Consider the following 17,687-nt stretch of genomic DNA (forward strand, 5'->3'; position numbering starts at 1 on the left):
GCCTCAATGCGCCACGGCTGCGCGCAAGCGGGCTTTCATATCGTTATAGGACGTACTGGCAAAGTCTTCCGCCCAGCGTTGATCCTCAATCACATCCACCTTCGCCGCGCAGTACTTGGTTTCCGGTGTTTTGGATATCGGATCCAGATTGTCCTGAGTCAATTCATTACAGGCACCGATCCACCACTGGTAGGTCATGTAGATAGTGCCTTTATTGATGCGCTCGCTGATATCAGCACGACTAATCACTTTACCGCGTCGTGAACTGACCCAGACCAGATTGTTATCCTTAATCCCCAGTCGATTCGCATCTTGCGGGTTCATCTGCACACGCCCCGGCTCATCTGCCAGCGCCTGTAGCGCAGCACAATTACCCGTCATGGAACGGCAGGAGTAATGCCCGACTTCACGAACGGTGCACAACACCAGCGGGTACGCGTCATCCGGCACTTCCGCTGGCGCACGCCACTGCGTGGCAAACAGTTTGCCTTTGCCGGTCGGTGTATCAAAGTGGCTATCCTGATACAGATAGGGCGTCCCGGGGTGATCCAACGTCGGACACGGCCACTGAATATGGCCCATATCGCCCATTTTTTCGTAGGTGACACCATAGAACAACGGGCAAAGATTACGCATTTCGTCCCAGATCTGCTGGTTATCAGCATAATGCATCGGGTAACCCATTTCGCTGGCGATCAGGCTGATAATCTCCCAGTCACGTTTTACATTGCCTTTCGGTTCAATCGCTTTTTCAAAACGTTGGAACCCACGATCCGCACAGGTAAATACGCCGCCGTGTTCACCCCAAGAGGTAGCTGGCAGCAGCACATCAGCCACTTCAGCGGTTTTAGTCATGAAGATGTCCTGAACCACCAGAAAATCCAGCGCTTCGACCCCTCTACGAACCAGACTGAGATCGGCCTCGGTCTGTAAAGGATCTTCTCCCATGATGTAGTAGGCTTTGATTTTCCCTTCCAGCGCCATATGCGGCACTTCGGTGATGCGGGTTCCGATGCTGTCATCCATCACCGCCGGTGAAATTCCCCAGGCATCGGCAAACTTCGCGCGGACATCAGGATCCGTTACAGACTGGTAGCCGGGGAACATGTTCGGTAGTACCCCCATATCGCAGGCCCCCTGTACATTGTTCTGGCCTCTAATCGGGCCGACGCCCACATTTTCACGACCTAAATTACCGGTCAACAGCGCCAGCCCCGCCAGCCCACGAACAACATCAACAGCCTGACCGAACTGGGTGACACCCATTCCCCACATAATGGTCGCTGATGGCGCAGCCGCGAAGGTTCTCATTGCCTGGCGCACATCCACCGCCGGTACACCGGTGAGATGTTCGACCGCTTCCGGCGCATAGTCCTTGACGATTTCACGGTAGGTGTCCAGCCCCTCGGTAAAACGGTCAACATAGTGCTGGTTGTAGAGTTTCTCTTCCAGCAGGACATAGCCGAACGCATTCACCAATGCCATGTTGCTACCGTTGTTCAACTGGAGGTGCTGATCGGCAATACGCGCTGCCTCGATACGGCGCGGGTCGCAAACGATGATTTTGGCCCCATTCTGATGAGCCTTCACCACGCGACGAGCTACAATCGGATGCGAGTCCGCACTGTTGTAACCAAAGATCAGCAGGCATTTAGAGTTTTCGATATCGCTGATGGAGTTACTCATCGCACCATTACCCAGTACTTCCTGAAGCCCCGCCACGGAAGGGCCGTGACAAACGCGTGCGCAGCAGTCCACGTTATTGGTGTTGAGCACCGCACGGGCAAATTTCTGCATCACGTAGTTTGTTTCATTACCCGTCCCGCGTGATGACCCCGTGGTCATAATGGAGCGCGGGCCATATTTCGCTTTAATCTCGCTAAAACGCTGTGCGGTATAGCGGATAGCTTCGTCCCAGGAAACGGGAGTCAGTCGCCCCCCTTTCTCATAGCGGATCATGGGTTGCGTTAGGCGGGGAGTCAGCAGTTGGGTGTCATTGAGAAAATCCCACCCGTAGTACCCTTTCAGGCACAGTTCATTCTGGTTCGTGACGCCGTCAGCCGCTTCGGCTCGGATAATCTTGTTGTCTTCAACAACAAGTTTGAGTTTGCAACCCGCACCGCAGTACGGACATACGCTAGTGATCTTTTTCATTAATAACAGGCCTGTTAAAAGTGAAAGAATTCGGGCCTGACCGAAGTCAGGTATCATCAGAAATTCAGGATTTCAATCGAATTGAGCGCGGCACGGCGACGTTTTTCGACGTTCATGTATTCCAGCTTATCTCGGTCAATACAGACAATGGCATTCGTCGGACAGACGTTGATACATGCAGGGCCTTCCACATGACCATTACAAAGGTCACATTTGTTGGCTTCCACCTTGTATGACAGGAACGGTTCACCGGTGATCCTTTTCTTCATCACCGGGCGGGAAACCACTTCCATGACACCGTAGGGGCAAGCAACAACACAGGTTTTACAGCCGATGCAGCGTGACTGCTGGACATGTATGAAATCTTTTTCACGCGTAATCGCCCCATTCGGACAGACATTGGCACAGGGGGCATCTTCGCACTGCCGACACATGACGGCCGTTGAAACATTCGCCCCTTTGATGACGTGAATGCGGGGTAAAAAACTTTCCGGCGTCAGGGAGGCGCAATCCTGCGCTTCCTGATGCGACACGACACAGGCCACTTCGCAAGTGCGACAGCCTATACATTTGCTCGAATCAACAATGACAAAACGGTTCATCATATTCTCCGACTACGAGGTTATTTTTTTAATCGTACTTAGTCAGGTATGCATAAAACGCGCCAATCAATAACAATCTGTTTTTAATATGTTTTTTTAAATAACATTGTCAAAATTAGCGATTTCGACACTTATGACGATGCGAGACACAAGAATACAAGCAAAGAATAGGCTCCTGATTCATCCCAACCAATATCCATATTCTTTATGTGATTATTCATAGTCCAGGAGTGAAAACGTTGATGCTTGTCAGGCAGATTTTATTTATCTTCACATTTTTGCAGCGTTTTTCTGTACTTCCCGGCTAAGGGAAACCACGCCACCGTTTTGCCACTCCCTCAGCAATCGCCCCTCACTTTCCACTGTCACACGCGTAGACAAAAGTGACGATATTCAAGGTATGAGGTTCGACACTCGCGGCACTTCTCGCTCAAATAAAACATAACTAATTGAATAAAAACAAAATAAAATAATGGTACGAATTGTGCTTATGGTGCAGGTGATGATTTACTTTCCGTCGTCTGAACCTGAGGACTGAACATGAACCGCTTTGTTATTGCGGACCCCGAGCTCTGTATCGGGTGTAATACCTGCATGGCCGGATGTACGTCAGTACATAAAGCGCAGGGGCTACAGGGACTCCCCCGGCTAACCGTGGTGAAAACCGAGGATAAAACGGCCCCGTTAATGTGCCGCCAGTGCGAAGATGCTCCCTGCGCCCGCGTCTGTCCGGTCAATGCTATTACGCATGAAAACGCCGCCATTGTGCTGAATGAAAGTCTGTGCATCGGCTGTAAACTCTGCGGGCTGGTTTGCCCTTTCGGCGCAATTACTCCGTCCGGCAGCACGTCGGTTAATACCCCAACTCTGCTACAAAACGGGATTCCCGAAGCGCTGCTGCGTGACGTTCCCGGTAGCGCGCCCGGTACTAACCCTTTTATCGCCTGGAACGCCGGTATTCGCGCCATCGCGGTGAAATGCGATCTGTGTGATTTCCAAGATACGGGTCCTGAATGTATCCGGGTCTGTCCGACCAAATCCATCTCTCTGGTGGATAGCCAATCCATCAGCACCAACAGCCAGTCCAGACGTTTGAAAACCCTGCTGTCATCCTTTCATGAACGGGGTTTCATGTCCGTGCAGCAGGAAGGGGGCGAATAATCATGGATTCACTTCAGTTGCTTCAGTGGTCAGCGATCTGTTACCTCACAGGCGCCGTGTTATCCCTGCTTATGGCGCGCAAAGAAAATGCATCAATCATCATCGCCGCCATTACCGCTATCTGCGGTGGCGTACTGGGGTTATGCAGCGCCGTACCCGTATTGTTGAGCGGGCAGATTCAGCTATACGCTACGCAGGGCCTATTTAACTTTGCTGCTTTTACTGTGCGTCTCGATATGCTGGCCGCCTTTATGGTGACGGTCATCTCGCTGCTGGTCACAGTCTGCTCGCTCTACTCCATCGCCTATGTCCGTGAATATATAGGACGAGGTGCCGGCAGTATGGGGGGCTTTATGAATCTGTTTATCGCTTCCATGGTGGGTCTGGTCGTGATGGATAATGCGTTCTACTTCATTATTCTGTTTGAAGCCATGTCGCTAGCCTCCTGGTTTCTGGTTATTTCTGAACAGGATCGTGAATCCGTCAGCGCAGGTCTGCTCTACTTCTTTATTGCCCATGCCGGTTCGGTGCTGATTATGATCGCGTTCTTCCTCATGTGGAGAGAAAGCGGCAGCCTGGATTTTGCGGAATTCCGCCGGTTATCGCTCTCTCCAGTGTTGTCCTCGGTCGTCTTCCTGCTGGCCTTTTTCGGTTTCGGTGCCAAAGCGGGCATGCTGCCATTGCACAGTTGGCTGCCGCGCGCCCACCCAGCGGCGCCGTCTCACGCCTCCGCGTTGATGTCCGGCGTCATGGTGAAAATAGGTATCTTCGGCATCATCAAAGTGGGTATCGATCTGCTGGCAGCACCACAGCTGTGGTGGGGGATTGTGGTACTGGCGTTCGGATCCATTTCCGCCGTACTGGGTGTGCTGTATGCGCTGGCAGAGCACGACATTAAGCGTCTGCTAGCCTGGCATACCGTCGAAAACGTCGGGATAATTTTGATGGGTGTTGGCGTAGGGATGGTCGGTATCGCCACTCAGCATCAGGTATTAGCGACGCTCGGCTTGCTGGCCGCGCTCTATCACCTGCTGAATCACGCCGTGTTTAAAGGGCTACTGTTTTTAGGCGCGGGTGCCGTCATCTACCGCCTGCATACCCGTGATATGGAAAAAATGGGCGGCCTCGGCAAACTCATGCCCAAAACTGCATTGGCCTTTCTGATTGGCTGCATGTCCATCTCCGCCCTGCCGCCGCTCAATGGCTTTATCAGTGAATGGTACACCTACCAGTCACTGTTCAGCATGAGCCACGACGGCAATGTTCTCATGCGCCTCAGTGCCCCCGTAGCCATTGTGATGCTGGCCATCACGGGGGCATTAGCCGCGATGTGCTTCGTCAAAGTCTATGGCGTGAGTTTTTGCGGCGCGCCACGTAGCGAGGAAGCCAGTCAGGCCCGAGAAGTACCGTGGCAAATGACGTTATCCATGTTGCTGCTGGCACTGTGCTGCGTAGCGCTAGGCCTTGGTGCAAGCAAGGTAGCGCCCATTATTGCTCAGGTTGCGATGTCGCTGAGCGGTGCTCAGGATGTGGCAGTCGCGCAGGGAAACTTGCTGATTCCGGCTCAGGCCGAGCAGGCGATGTTCTCCCCGGCACTCGTCTTTATCCTGCTCATCGCGTTGCCGGTGCTGCCGCTCTTGATCTGGTTATTCCTGAAAGGTAATCGTCCCGCGTTTCGCCGCCAGGGTGACCCATGGGCGTGTGGTTACGCCTGGGAACCGCAGATGGCCGTCTCGGCCAGCGGCTTTACGCAACCTCTGCGCGCGATGTTCGGCGGGCTCTATCGCATGCGCCAGCGGCTTAACCCAGCCCCTCAGCTATCCAGAGCGCTGCAAGGTATCACTCAGGGAGCCACCATCACCGAGCCGTTTTGGGATGAAAAAATCATTTACCCGTTGGTGCGTCTGGTACGGCGTATTGGCGCACAGCTACAGCGATTACAGGGCGGCGACTTCCGTCTCTACTGTCTGTACGTAGTTGCAGCACTGACCGTACTGCTGCTGATTGTCGCGGTGTGAGGGAGAAATCATGACGATGCAAGAAACTCCGTCACTAATGATGGGCATCTTTGCGCTGATACAGGCAGGGATACTTTTGTTACTGACACCTTTATTTACCGGTATTTCCCGCCAGATCCGCGCCCGCATGCACTCACGCCGTGGGCCGGGTATCTGGCAAGACTACCGCGATATAGTCAAACTGCTCGGACGTCAGGACGTCGCTCCGGCGCAATCCGGCATCATCTTTCGCGCGATGCCCTGGGTGTTGCTGAGTAGCATGTTATTGATAGCAATGACGCTACCGGTATTGACCCGTACGTCGCCCTTTGGCGGTGCGGGTGACATCATCACCCTACTGTATCTGTTTGCGCTGTTCCGTTTCTTCTTTTCCCTATCCGGTCTCGACACTGGCAGCACCTTCGCGGGTATCGGTGCCAGTCGTGAACTAACACTGGGCGTGTTGGTTGAACCGACACTCATTCTTGGCCTGTTGGTTGTCGCCCTGATAGCGGGTTCCACGAACATCGGGACTATCAGCGCCACGCTGACGGACGCCTGGAGCTCACCAACGGCTACGCTGCTAGCGCTGCTGGCCTGCGGCTTCGCCAGTTTTATCGAGATGGGAAAAATCCCGTTTGACGTGGCAGAGGCGGAGCAGGAATTGCAGGAAGGGCCGCTGACCGAATACTCCGGCTGTGCTTTAGCGCTGGTGAAATGGGGCATTGGCCTAAAGCAGGTGGTGGTTGCCGCACTGTTTCTGGCGGTGTTCATGCCATTCGGTAAAGCGTCGGAGATCACCGCAGGCTCTCTGGTGCTAGCGCTTGTCCTGATGCTTATCAAACTGCTGGTGATTTTTGTACTGGCGTCGCTATTTGAAAACAGTCTGGCTCGCGGACGCTTCCTGCTGACCCACCGGGTCACCTGGATAGGGTTTGGCGTTGCCACGTTGTCATTTGTGTTTTATCTGACCGGTCTGTAGGGAGTCTGAAACATCATGATGGAAAGTTCATCCTTTATGACCAATACGGCCCTCGCAACGTTGTTACTGCCATTTATTGGCGCGTTGCTGACGGCATGTTCGCCGAAGCACAGCGCGAAATGGCTTTGCACAGGGTTCGCTTTGCTGGCGACGCTTGGCACTCTGATTCTGGGCTGGAGCTTCCTGGAACACGGGAAAGTAGCCGTTACGCTTCCTCTTCTGAGCTATGGCAACGTGGCGCTGTTTGGTTTTACGGTCGATCGCATCAGTACGCTGATCGTTTTTGCCGTCGTCTTCCTCGGTCTACTGGTCAGTCTCTATTCAATCGGCTATCTGAATACAGGCAACCGAGAACATCCGCATGAGGGGACCAACCGCTATTATGCTTTCCTGCTGATCTTCATTGGTGCCATGGTTGGGCTGGTCATGTCCTCCACGATCCTCGGCCAGTTATTATTTTTTGAAATAACGGGTGGCTGCTCGTGGGCGCTGATTGGCTACTATCAGACGGCGAAGTCACAGCGCTCAGCGTTGAAAGCGTTGCTGATAACCCACGTCGCCTCTCTGGGCCTGTTTATTGCCGCCGCCATGCTATTTATCTCAACGGGTACGTTTGCGTTGATTGCCTTGTCTCAGCTAAGCGGCACCCCGGCGCTGCTGGTGTTCGGCGGCATTCTGTTCGCGGCCTGGGGCAAATCGGCCCAGTTGCCGTTGCAGGCGTGGCTACCGGATGCCATGGAAGCACCGACGCCGGTCAGTGCCTATCTGCACGCCGCCTCAATGGTGAAAGTCGGGGTCTATATCTATGCCCGCGCGATTGTTGAATCTGGGCATATCCCGCTGGTGATTGGCTGGGTAGGCATTGGCATGGCCACGTTGACTATCGTCTACGGTTTCCTGATGTACCTGCCGCAGAAAGATATGAAACGCCTGTTAGCGTGGTCCACCATCACCCAGCTGGGTTACATCTTCCTTGCTTTGTCCATCGCCATTTTTGGCTCCCGTGAAGCCTTTGAGGGTGGGATTGCCTACATTTTCAACCACGCCTTTGCGAAGAGCCTGTTCTTCCTGGTGGCCGGTTCCCTCAGCTACTGTTGCGGCACCCGCCTGTTACCGCGTTTACGCGGCGTGATCAACAAAATGCCCGTCGTGGGTATCGGTTTCTGTATCGCGGCACTGGCTATCGCTGGCGTTCCGCCGCTTAACGGCTTTTTCAGCAAATTCCCCATCTTTGCAGCAGGGTTCGCCATGTCTCACGAATTCTGGGTAATGACGCCGCTGATGGTGTTGGTGCTGATCGAGTCTGTCGCCAGCTTCGCCTGGCTTATCTACTGGTTCGGCCAGGTTGTCCCCGGAGAACCGAGTGAAGAACTGGTTCAGGCTTCACCGCTGCCCATAACGATGCGACTGGTACTGTTGGTACTGATCGTGATGTCGTTCTGTTCCAGCGTCATTGCCGTAATCTGGCTTGGATAAGGGAGATTGATTATGACCGGTTCACTTATCGTCAATAATCTGGCGGGGCTGATGATGTTCACCTCGCTGATGGTCATCGGCGTAAAACGTCCTACGGCATCCTGTTGGCTATATTCACTTCAGGCGCTGATACTGGTACTGCTGTTTTTAACGCTGTCTTATACGCTGGACGCCCACGAATTGAGGACATGGGCCATTAGCGCCTTTTTTACGAAGGTTGTACTCGTCCCCGCCATCCTGTATTTCGCGTTTCGCACCATGCGCGATCCTGCCCACGAAGGCAGTGTGATAAGCCTTCCGGTACTGATGATCCTCGCCGCCGCCATCGTCATTCTGTGTTGGTTTGTCGCTGAACCCGTTCAGCTACCGCTGCTTGCAACGCTGAAACCGGCGCTGGCGGTTTCGCTGGGCCATTTTATGGTAGGCCTGCTCTGCATCGTCACACAGCGCAACATCCTTAAACAGGTATTTGGCTATTGCCTGATGGAGAACGGCTCGCACCTCACCCTCGCTCTGCTGGCGAATAAGGCACCAGAGCTGGTGGAAATTGGTATCGCCACTGACGCAATCTTTGCCGTCATCATCATGACGATACTGGCCCGTAAGATCTGGCGCACACTCAATACGCTGAGTGTCGACCAACTGACCGCGCTGAAGGGGTAACAGGATGAGCGATACATCTGTACTTTTATTGCTGCTGCTGACACCACTCGGGATCTCCGTGCTGAATTTTAGCTGCCATCTGGCGGGATCTGCCGCACGAATATTGGTCACGACACTGCATGCTATCGGGATTGCGGCGCTGTTAGTCGAATCGCTGTGGGTGGTTTCCCTGATTTATTATCACGGTGACATTCTGGCCGCGCATAAATGGTTGCATGTGGATGCCCTGAGCCTCTTGTTTTTGGCCATTCTCGGTATAGTCAGCTTTATTACAGGGCTGTACTCCATCGGGTATATGCGCCATGAAGTGGACGATGGCGAGGTGTCCGTTACCGGGCTGTGCAACTATTACGGCTTCTTCCATCTGTTCATATTCACCATGTTGCTGACCATCACCAGTAATAATCTGATTATGATGTGGGCAGCGGTTGAGGCCACCACGTTAAGTTCCGCCTTTCTGGTCGGTACCTACAATCAGCGTTCCTCTCTAGAAGCCGCGTGGAAATACATTATCATCTGTTCCGTCGGGGTCGCGTTTGGCCTGTTCGGTACTATTCTGGTTTACGCCAACGCCACCAACATTCTGGCCAACCCAGACGACGCCATTTTCTGGACCGATGTTCTGCAACATGCCTCCCTATTGGATCCGGTATTGATGCAATTGGCGTTCGTGTTTGTTCTGATTGGCTTTGGTACTAAAGCAGGCCTGTTTCCTATGCACGCCTGGTTGCCAGATGCGCACAGCGAAGCGCCAAGTCCGGTCAGCGCCCTACTCTCTGCGGTGCTGTTGAACTGCGCATTACTGATCATTCTCCGCTACAACATCATTATTAACGGCACCATCGGCAGCCGTTTCACCAGCACACTGCTTATCGTTTTCGGCCTGCTTTCCATTGCAGTCGCGGCATTCTTTATTCTGGTACAAACCGACATAAAACGTCTGTTGGCCTATTCCTCGGTAGAGAATATGGGGCTCATTGCCGTGGCATTGGGGATTGGCGGCCCGCTGGGCGTGCTGGCGGCGATGCTTCACACACTAAACCACAGTTTGGGAAAAACCCTGCTGTTCTGCGGTTCAGGTAATGTCCTGCTGAAATACGGCACGCGTGATATTACCGTCGTCAAAGGCATGCTGAACGTCGTGCCCTTCTCCGCCGTACTGATGACTGGCGGTGCGCTAGCGCTGGGTGGAATGCCCCCTTTCAACCTATTCCTGAGCGAATTCATGACCGTGGTCGCTGCACTAAGCGCCGATCATGTCTGGCTAACCATCGTGCTACTGCTGCTGTTGACGTTGGTGATGGGAGGGCTGGTGCGCATGATCTCGGCCATCATTTTTGGTTCCGCACCGCAGCAGGTCAGCCGAGGTGAACTCGGGCTTCTCACCACCTTGCCCATGGCGATCCTGCTAGTGCTCATGCTGATCATGGGAACCTACATTCCACATCCGGTAGTACAGATGCTCGAAAACGCGGCCAGCGTCGTGCTGCAACGCGACAGCCGTGCCGTACAGCCGCATTACACCTGGCCCTGGGCAAGTGGTTCCGTGAGTACCGCTGGCCGCCGTGCTGTTAATACCTCATCAGGAGAGAAAAGTGACTTACGATAATCACGTCAGGGCCATTCAGAGCGACCAAAAACTGGGGGGGAACTACCTGGCGCAAATTCGCCAAAAATTCCCGGCGGCGGTACTCGATGAGGAGTGGCAAACTCACGATCAACTGACTATTACGATAAAAACCGAGTCGCTGCCAGACGTCGTAGAGTTTATTTATTACCCGTTAGGCGGCTGGCTACCTGTGCTGTTTGGCAACGACGAACGAACATTAAACGGTAATTTCGCGGTCTATTATGCGCTCTCCATGGAACAGGGGGAGAAGTGCTGGATCGTGGTTAAGGCGTATGTGGATCCCCTGACGCTGGAATTCCCCTCCGTCACCCCGCGAGTTCCCGCCGCCGTCTGGGGGGAGCGCGAAATTCGAGACATGTACGGCCTGATACCCATCGGGCTACCGGATGAACGCCGTCTGGTGCTGCCGGATGACTGGCCCGACGATCTCTACCCGCTGCGTAAAGACACCATGGACTATCGGCTACGCCCAGAGCCAACGACCCAAACTGAAACCTATCAATTTAAAAATGAAGGCGGCAGCGAGGCACGGATCGTCCCCGTCGGTCCGCTGCACATTACCTCCGATGAACCGGGCCACTTCCGCCTGTTTGTTGACGGAGAACGTATTGTCGATGCGGACTACCGCCTATTCTATGTCCACCGCGGCATGGAAAAACTGGCGGAAACCCGCATGGGCTATAACGAAGTGACGTTCCTGTCTGACCGGGTATGTGGGATCTGTGGTTTCGCGCACAGCGTAGCTTATACCTCCTCGGTGGAGAACGCGCTGGGCATCTACGTGCCACCGCGTGCTCACGCTATCCGCAGTATATTGCTGGAAGTGGAGCGCCTGCACAGCCACCTGCTCAATATTGGGTTGTCCAGCCACTTTATTGGCTTCGATACTGGGTTTATGCAGTTCTTCCGAGTCAGAGAGAAATCCATGGCGCTGGCGGAGTTGCTAACTGGCGCGCGGAAAACCTACGGACTCAATCTGATCGGCGGTATCCGCCGCGACATCCTGAAAGAACAGCGCCAGAAAGGAATCAAACTGGTCCAGGAAATGCGGGCCGAAGTGACCCAACTGGTCGATATGCTGCTCAACACACCCAATATGGAGCAACGTACCCAAGGCATCGGCCTGCTGGATCGTAAGATCGCGCGTGACTACAGCCCGGTTGGCCCGATGATTCGCGGCAGTGGTTTTGCCCGCGATATGCGTTTCGACCATGATTACGCAGGCTACAGCGCGCTGCCGAAAACGCTGTTCACACTGGACGGCTGCGATGTGTTTTCCCGCGTAATGGTGCGGGTGAAAGAGACGCTGGAATCCTTATCTATGGTGGAGTTTGGTCTGGCTCACCTGCCGGAAGGCCCTCTGCTGACCGAAGGCTTTACCTACCGACCGTATAAGTTCGCACTGGGCTATACCGAAGCCCCGCGCGGAGAAGACGTGCACTGGAGCATGCTAGGCGACAACCAGAAACTGTTCCGCTGGCGCTGCCGCGCGGCAACTTACGCCAACTGGCCGGTACTGCGCTATATGCTGCGCGGTAACACCATCTCCGATGCGCCGCTTATTATCGGTAGTCTCGATCCCTGCTATTCATGCACCGACCGCGTTACGCTGGTGGACATTAAAAAACGCAAATCCACTACGGTGCCTTACAAAGAGATCGAGCGTTACAGCATTGAACGTAAGAATTCGCCGCTGAAATGAGGGATGAATGATGCTGAAATTATTTAAAACCATCTGGCAGGCTGGCAATGTCACCGTCAAATACCCGTTTGCGCCTCTGGAGGTTTGCCCTGGATTTCGCGGTAAACCGGAATACGACGCCCAGCAATGCATCGCCTGCGGTGCCTGCACCATCGCCTGCCCAGCCAATGCGCTGACCATGGAAACCGACATTGAGACAGGTGCCCGCACCTGGCAGTTGTTTCTTGGGCGCTGCATCTTTTGCGGCCGCTGCGAAGAAGTGTGCCCAACTCGCGCCATTCAGCTATCAGCAGATTTTGAATTGGCCGTAACCCACAAGCCGGACTTATACACCCGCGCTACCTTCACGCTGCTGAAGTGCCGAGTGTGCAGTCAGCCCTTCGCCGCAGAGAAATCGGTGGAATATGCCATGGCGCTGCTGGCCCATTCCGGTATTGATGCTGAGAGCATAGAAGAAATGCGACCCCAGTTTGAAACCTGTCCGGCCTGCAAACGTGAACAAAGTCTGAATCATCACGGTCGCACCAATCTGAGTTATCACATTGGAGAGGCAAAATGAGCCAGCCAAAAATGAAAATAAACCATCATGTCAGCCAGCCCATTACCCTCGATGAGCAGGCTGCCCAGTTGAAAGGCCGTTTGCTGAAAGATATTCAGCGTTCGGCTTACGTCTATCGCGTTGACTGTGGTGGCTGTAACGGTTGCGAAATCGAAATCTTCGCCGCGATTACGCCTATCTTTGATGCCGAACGTTTCGGTATCAAAGTGGTGGCCTCGCCGCGTCACGCCGATATCTTACTGTTTACCGGTGCGGTCACCCGCGCAATGCGGGTTCCCGCCCTGCGAGCCTATGAATCTGCGCCGGACCCTAAAATTTGTATCTCCTACGGGGCGTGCGGCTGCGGCGGTGGCATTTTCCACGACCTGTATTGCGTATGGGGCGGCAGTGAAAGCATTGTCCCTATCGATGTCTGGATCCCTGGCTGCCCGCCGACACCCGCCGCGACGATCCACGGCTTTGCCGTAGCACTCGGCCTGCTGGAGCAAAAACTGAAAGGGCAAGACCACATTCAGTTGCCGGGAGAGCGCGCGGAAACTCTGCTGCCCACCATACCGCTGGCGACACGCGTTATGGTTGAGCGGGAAGCCCGTCGACTGGCTGGATATCGGCAAGGCCGTGAAATCAGCGATCGGTTACTGACTCTGCTGGCGGGCTCCGATCTCTCTACTGCCGCCCAAAAACTGGATGTCTGGCTCAGCGAGGAAAACGACCCACGCCTGCGTGAAATCGTACAGAGCCTGATGCAGCTATTGCGGGAGGCACCGAATGTCTGAGGATCAGGTTATCTTTTGGTCGCTGCGCCAGAAATTTCTCGACAGTGAATCTGTGCCCGAACAGCCCCAGCAGGTGATGTATTACTCACTGGCGATTGGCCACCATGTTGGCGTGATCGATTGCCTGAAAGCCGAGTTGACCTGCGATCTCGATCGCTATCCGCAGTGGACAGCCATGCTCGGCACCGGAGACGCACAGCGCAAAATGAACGGTCTGCTGACCTTCGGAGAAATTTATATTGATAGCACGCACGTCGACATGCTGGCCCACGCGCTGGCCCCGTTGGCGCAAACAAGGCAGTTGGAGCCGTTTAAAACCTGGAGTACCACACTACTGCGTCTGCTGGCAGAAATTCAGCAAGAACCCGCTATTTATCTCATCGTAAAAAAACAGATTGCCAATAAAGTAGGATGAACCGATGACACATACCACACCTGATATCCTTCTGACCGTCGGTAACAAAATGATGGGTGACGACGGTGCCGGCCCGCTGCTGGCGGAAATGATGGCGGCCGGCCCGATTACGGGCTGGATTCCCATTGATGGCGGCGCTACGCCGGAAGATATGACGCATCACATTCAGGCGTTACACCCCGACCGGGTACTCATTGTGGATGCTGCCGATATGGGCTTAATGCCGGGCGACATACGACTTATCGACCCAGACGACATTGCCGAAATGTTTATGATGAGCACGCACAACATGCCGCTTAACTTCTTAATAGAGCGATTAAAAGAGACGGTTCCAGATGTTATTTTTCTGGGGATTCAGCCAGATATTGTCGGGTTTTGTTACCCGATGACGGAAAAAATCAAACAGGCAGTGGAAACCGTGTATCGGAAACTGCCGGAATGGGAAGGTGACGGCCCGTTTGCTCAACTCACGGTTGAAGAAGCCTAGCCTGCTAGCATGATGCCGGAGCCATGCTCCGGCTATTTACCCGTCAAACGGTTATAAATCGTATATCGAAATCCCCAGCCGCTGCATACGCGAAAGCAGCGTGGTGCGTTTCAGCCCTAACCGCAGGGCCGCACCACGTGGTCCAGCCACCACGCCGTTGGTTTCTCGCAGCACCTGAATGATGCGCTGACGTTCAGTCTCATCGTTTTCTGGCGGCGGTGTCAGAGCAATTTTATTCTCTTTCACCGATACCGACGGTACAGACACATTCAGCTCGTGCATCTGCAAATTCAGCGTTGAACCTCGGGTCAGGATCACCGCCCTTTCGATGACATTTTCCAGCTCGCGCACATTTCCCGGCCAGGGATACTGGCAGAGCTGGCGCAGCGCCTGCGCCGGAATGTTGTCTATGCTACGTTTCATTCTATGCGCAATTTTCTGGACAAAGAATTTCGCCAGCAGAGGAATATCTTCAGGCCGTTCGCGTAGCGGCGGAATAGAGATCGGGAAAACATTCAGCCGGTAATACAAATCGCTTCTGAATTCGCGATCCATAGACATCTGTTTCAGGTCGCGATTGGTTGCGGCAATCAGGCGTACATCGACTGGGATGACCTTATTACTCCCTAGCCGCTCGATTTCCCTCTCCTGTAGCACCCGCAACAGCTTGGGCTGAAGCTCAAGCGGCATATCGCCAATTTCATCCAAAAACAGCGAGCCGCCTTCCGCCATTTCAAAACGCCCGATATGAACCGTGGAAGCGCCAGTAAATGCCCCTTTTTCATGCCCAAATAGATCGCTTTCCAACAGACCGGAAGGCACCGCGGCACAGTTCATTTTTACCATCGCCCCCTTATGGCGATAGCTCATCTTATGGATAGCCCGTGCAATCAGCTCTTTACCCGTACCGGTTTCCCCGAGGATCAGTACGGTACTGTCGCTCGTCGCCACCATACTCATTTGCTCCAATACCGACCGCATCTGAGCGCTTTGATATATGATATCGCCCTCGGCATCCGTGTTCTGAATACGCGCATTGAGCCAGATATTTTCATTCTTTAGGGTATCTTTCAGACGCGAAATCTGACCGTAAGCATCGGCGTTATCCACAGCGATGCCGATACGAGCCGCTATTTGCTGCAACAAATTCAGATGATTGTCATGAAAAAAATCCGCTTGCTCATAAGCCAGAACCAGCACACCTAGCGGCTCACTATTGAAAGAAAGCGGCAACAGACACACCGTAGACAACTGGCGAGAACGCAATTCATCAAAAAAAATATCGTGAGCCTGTTGGCAGCGATCGTCGTCAAGATTGAGCACGACGACCTCGTGGCTGTGTAGAACGTGCTCAGTTAACGATTTCGCACGAGGAAATGTACTCTGATGGCGGGATACCGGGGAATCAGGGGGATAATAGGTCGACCACAGGCGGAAATCAGCGGTTTTTTCACTGTTGCTGAGCGCCATCGCAATATACTGAACACCAAAAAAACGGTAGATCTCCCGTGAGACCTCCTGCACCAGCGCATCCATCTCCAGATGAGATAGCACCGAGTTCGTAATATCGACCAGAATGCGGAAATGATCGCGCTGATGTCGCATCTGCTGGGACTCATCAAGCAAGGTTTTGTTGTGGCAAATATGGGAAAGCACTCCGCCAGCAAGGCAGGCCACCTGACGCAGAAAACCAAGCTCTTCTGGCGTAAAATGTCCACCACGGGAACGAATAAAACTCAATTCCCCCTGTAATAGACTCGTACCATTTAGTGGCACGGTACAGTGTCCACCACCAGTGCAAAACTCATCCTGTTGTGGTGTTTCCTGCGTGACATTCTGCTGCCAGAAACCATAGCTGGGCAACGACAACGTAGCCGACTGGAAGAAAACGAACCCAGAGGATAGCGCGGTCAGGACCGATAAAACGGAGAGTGGATCCTGCTGGCGGAGCAATGCCTCCGCGATATCGACCAGTTTCTCGCGCCGGATATCCCAGTTGCCAGCAACTCGGGAAGTATTTAGTGAAATCATCGGGGATTTAGCTACCACTTCCGAATTAAGATGCGCTAATTATAAGGAGGTGGGAAAATAATAAAATCGACAGTACCCGGTACTTTGATCTGACACAATATTTTATTTTCTCACGTTTAGCGCCTACATTTTTTGTAGAGTAAAAAACATAGCATGATAAATAATTATTAATAAAACATTAACTAAGAAACATTACTCTACCTTTGGGATGGCGTAATAACATTCGCTACATATCGCAGTATTATTCCTATAACCTGCCGATAAATTAATTTATTATAACGATAGAGAATAATACAACAACACGACGATAATATTGCACCCCATAGACTTTAAGCATGATATATACCAACCAGTCATAAAAAACTCATTTATTATGAAATCATCGGCACTTGTTACCGGAATATAATTAAACTCTCACATACCGCACATTCTTATATTGATGAGCAATAATAGAATGCCGTCAAAAACAACGGCACGCGTATTGCTTCCCGCATACCTCTTTGGCAGTGAGTCTCTTATTAGCCTTACTTTTCATCCCACCGCTGGAAAGATTTGGGCGAAATCTCATCACAATACCCGACAGCATCAAAAAAAAGGGTTTCAGTAGCTGAGAAAATAGAACTTCTTAAGGCAGAAAAAGCAGCCGGACAAGTATGGCCTATCGCTTACAGCGGTATGGTTTTGCTTCGGAGACATTATGCATGAACTCACGCTTTGTCAGCGCGCCATCGAAATCATTGAACAACAAGCCCAACAACACGGGGCCAAAAAGGTCACAGCCGTCTGGCTAGAGATTGGCGCTTTTTCTTGCGTTGAAACCAGCGCCCTCGATTTTTGTTTTGGCATGGTATGTCGCCGCACGCTGGCGGAAGGATGCCAGCTCCATCTCCACCAGCAGGAAGCAGAGTGCTGGTGCTACGACTGCCAACAGTCTGTCACGCTGTTAACCATCCAGGTACGTCGCTGCCCGCAATGTCAGGGCGATAACCTGCGAATTGTGGCAGACGATGGCATCCAGCTCAAACGCATGGAAATAGAACAGGAGATTTAAT

The 17,687-nt window shown here is 53.1% G+C and carries 15 protein-coding genes; 12 read left to right on the forward strand and 3 right to left on the reverse strand.

What is annotated here, in order from left to right; all coding sequences use genetic code 11:
* Positions 1-3: 3 nt before the first annotated feature.
* Positions 4-2,154, reverse strand: a complete 2,151-nt coding sequence (fdhF, locus tag DUT67_RS16005) for a formate dehydrogenase subunit alpha (protein WP_048259289.1) — start codon at positions 2,152-2,154, stop codon at positions 4-6.
* Positions 2,155-2,210: 56 nt separating this feature from the next.
* Complete coding sequence (gene hydN, locus DUT67_RS16010; protein ID WP_048259219.1) at positions 2,211-2,756, reverse strand: electron transport protein HydN; 546 nt, start codon at positions 2,754-2,756, stop codon at positions 2,211-2,213.
* Positions 2,757-3,296: 540 nt separating this feature from the next.
* On the opposite strand from hydN, the gene DUT67_RS16015 reads away from it, so the two are divergent.
* Genes DUT67_RS16015 through hycI form a run of 11 tightly spaced genes read left to right on the forward strand, consistent with a single transcriptional unit; the run spans position 3,297 to position 14,604 of the window.
* On the forward strand, positions 3,297-3,917 hold the full coding sequence (locus DUT67_RS16015) for a 4Fe-4S dicluster domain-containing protein (RefSeq protein WP_048259218.1): 621 nt from the start codon (positions 3,297-3,299) through the stop codon (positions 3,915-3,917).
* A gap of 2 nt (positions 3,918-3,919) precedes the next feature.
* Positions 3,920-5,935 carry a hydrogenase 4 subunit B gene (gene hyfB / locus DUT67_RS16020; RefSeq protein WP_113632283.1) on the forward strand — a complete coding sequence of 672 codons (2,016 nt, stop codon included), beginning with the start codon at positions 3,920-3,922 and terminating at the stop codon, positions 5,933-5,935.
* Between the two features lie 10 nt (positions 5,936-5,945).
* Positions 5,946-6,896, forward strand: a complete 951-nt coding sequence (locus tag DUT67_RS16025; RefSeq protein WP_113632282.1) for a respiratory chain complex I subunit 1 family protein — start codon at positions 5,946-5,948, stop codon at positions 6,894-6,896.
* 18 nt (positions 6,897-6,914) lie between these two features.
* On the forward strand, positions 6,915-8,372 hold the full coding sequence (locus DUT67_RS16030; protein ID WP_113632328.1) for a hydrogenase 4 subunit D: 1,458 nt from the start codon (positions 6,915-6,917) through the stop codon (positions 8,370-8,372).
* A gap of 12 nt (positions 8,373-8,384) precedes the next feature.
* Positions 8,385-9,035 (forward strand): hydrogenase 4 membrane subunit, encoded by a 651-nt coding sequence (hyfE, locus tag DUT67_RS16035; protein WP_048259215.1) that lies wholly within the window; start codon positions 8,385-8,387, stop codon positions 9,033-9,035.
* 4 nt (positions 9,036-9,039) lie between these two features.
* On the forward strand, positions 9,040-10,644 hold the full coding sequence (locus DUT67_RS16040; RefSeq protein ID WP_113632281.1) for a hydrogenase 4 subunit F: 1,605 nt from the start codon (positions 9,040-9,042) through the stop codon (positions 10,642-10,644).
* Positions 10,631-12,367, forward strand: coding sequence for an NADH-quinone oxidoreductase subunit C (locus DUT67_RS16045; protein ID WP_113632280.1), 1,737 nt, complete (start codon positions 10,631-10,633; stop codon positions 12,365-12,367). The genes DUT67_RS16040 and DUT67_RS16045 overlap by 14 nt, the downstream gene beginning before the upstream one ends.
* 10 nt (positions 12,368-12,377) lie before the next feature.
* Complete coding sequence (gene hyfH, locus DUT67_RS16050; RefSeq protein ID WP_113632327.1) at positions 12,378-12,926, forward strand: hydrogenase 4 subunit H; 549 nt, start codon at positions 12,378-12,380, stop codon at positions 12,924-12,926.
* Positions 12,923-13,702 (forward strand): NADH-quinone oxidoreductase subunit B family protein, encoded by a 780-nt coding sequence (locus DUT67_RS16055; RefSeq protein WP_113632279.1) that lies wholly within the window; start codon positions 12,923-12,925, stop codon positions 13,700-13,702. Before hyfH ends, DUT67_RS16055 begins: the two co-directional genes overlap by 4 nt.
* Complete coding sequence (locus tag DUT67_RS16060; protein WP_048259211.1) at positions 13,695-14,117, forward strand: formate hydrogenlyase maturation HycH family protein; 423 nt, start codon at positions 13,695-13,697, stop codon at positions 14,115-14,117. Before DUT67_RS16055 ends, DUT67_RS16060 begins: the two co-directional genes overlap by 8 nt.
* Before the next feature lie 4 nt (positions 14,118-14,121).
* Complete coding sequence (hycI, locus tag DUT67_RS16065; protein ID WP_048259210.1) at positions 14,122-14,604, forward strand: hydrogenase maturation peptidase HycI; 483 nt, start codon at positions 14,122-14,124, stop codon at positions 14,602-14,604.
* A gap of 51 nt (positions 14,605-14,655) precedes the next feature.
* On the opposite strand, the gene DUT67_RS16070 is transcribed toward hycI, so the two are convergent.
* Positions 14,656-16,635, reverse strand: coding sequence for a sigma 54-interacting transcriptional regulator (locus DUT67_RS16070; protein WP_113632278.1), 1,980 nt, complete (start codon positions 16,633-16,635; stop codon positions 14,656-14,658).
* Between the two features lie 697 nt (positions 16,636-17,332).
* On the opposite strand from DUT67_RS16070, the gene hypA reads away from it, so the two are divergent.
* A complete protein-coding gene (gene hypA / locus DUT67_RS16075; protein ID WP_048259209.1) occupies positions 17,333-17,686 on the forward strand; it encodes a hydrogenase maturation nickel metallochaperone HypA in 354 nt (117 codons plus the stop codon).
* The last annotated feature ends 1 nt before the right edge of the window (position 17,687 follow it).

Origin of the sequence: Pectobacterium peruviense (genome assembly GCF_003312355.2) — a bacterium.
Lineage (GTDB): Bacteria > Pseudomonadota > Gammaproteobacteria > Enterobacterales > Enterobacteriaceae > Pectobacterium > Pectobacterium peruviense.

Bases quoted from the DNA above. Each gene is read 5' to 3' on its own strand.
- fdhF (WP_048259289.1), bottom strand. From the start codon at position 2,154: ATGAAAAAGATCACTAGCGTATGTCCGTACTGCGGTGCGGGTTGCAAA.
- hydN (WP_048259219.1), bottom strand. From the start codon at position 2,756: ATGAACCGTTTTGTCATTGTTGATTCGAGCAAATGTATAGGCTGTCGC.
- DUT67_RS16015 (WP_048259218.1), top strand. From the start codon at position 3,297: ATGAACCGCTTTGTTATTGCGGACCCCGAGCTCTGTATCGGGTGTAAT.
- hyfB (WP_113632283.1), top strand. From the start codon at position 3,920: ATGGATTCACTTCAGTTGCTTCAGTGGTCAGCGATCTGTTACCTCACA.
- DUT67_RS16025 (WP_113632282.1), top strand. From the start codon at position 5,946: ATGACGATGCAAGAAACTCCGTCACTAATGATGGGCATCTTTGCGCTG.
- DUT67_RS16030 (WP_113632328.1), top strand. From the start codon at position 6,915: ATGGAAAGTTCATCCTTTATGACCAATACGGCCCTCGCAACGTTGTTA.
- hyfE (WP_048259215.1), top strand. From the start codon at position 8,385: ATGACCGGTTCACTTATCGTCAATAATCTGGCGGGGCTGATGATGTTC.
- DUT67_RS16040 (WP_113632281.1), top strand. From the start codon at position 9,040: ATGAGCGATACATCTGTACTTTTATTGCTGCTGCTGACACCACTCGGG.
- hyfH (WP_113632327.1), top strand. From the start codon at position 12,378: ATGCTGAAATTATTTAAAACCATCTGGCAGGCTGGCAATGTCACCGTC.
- DUT67_RS16055 (WP_113632279.1), top strand. From the start codon at position 12,923: ATGAGCCAGCCAAAAATGAAAATAAACCATCATGTCAGCCAGCCCATT.
- DUT67_RS16060 (WP_048259211.1), top strand. From the start codon at position 13,695: ATGTCTGAGGATCAGGTTATCTTTTGGTCGCTGCGCCAGAAATTTCTC.
- hycI (WP_048259210.1), top strand. From the start codon at position 14,122: ATGACACATACCACACCTGATATCCTTCTGACCGTCGGTAACAAAATG.
- DUT67_RS16070 (WP_113632278.1), bottom strand. From the start codon at position 16,635: ATGATTTCACTAAATACTTCCCGAGTTGCTGGCAACTGGGATATCCGG.
- hypA (WP_048259209.1), top strand. From the start codon at position 17,333: ATGCATGAACTCACGCTTTGTCAGCGCGCCATCGAAATCATTGAACAA.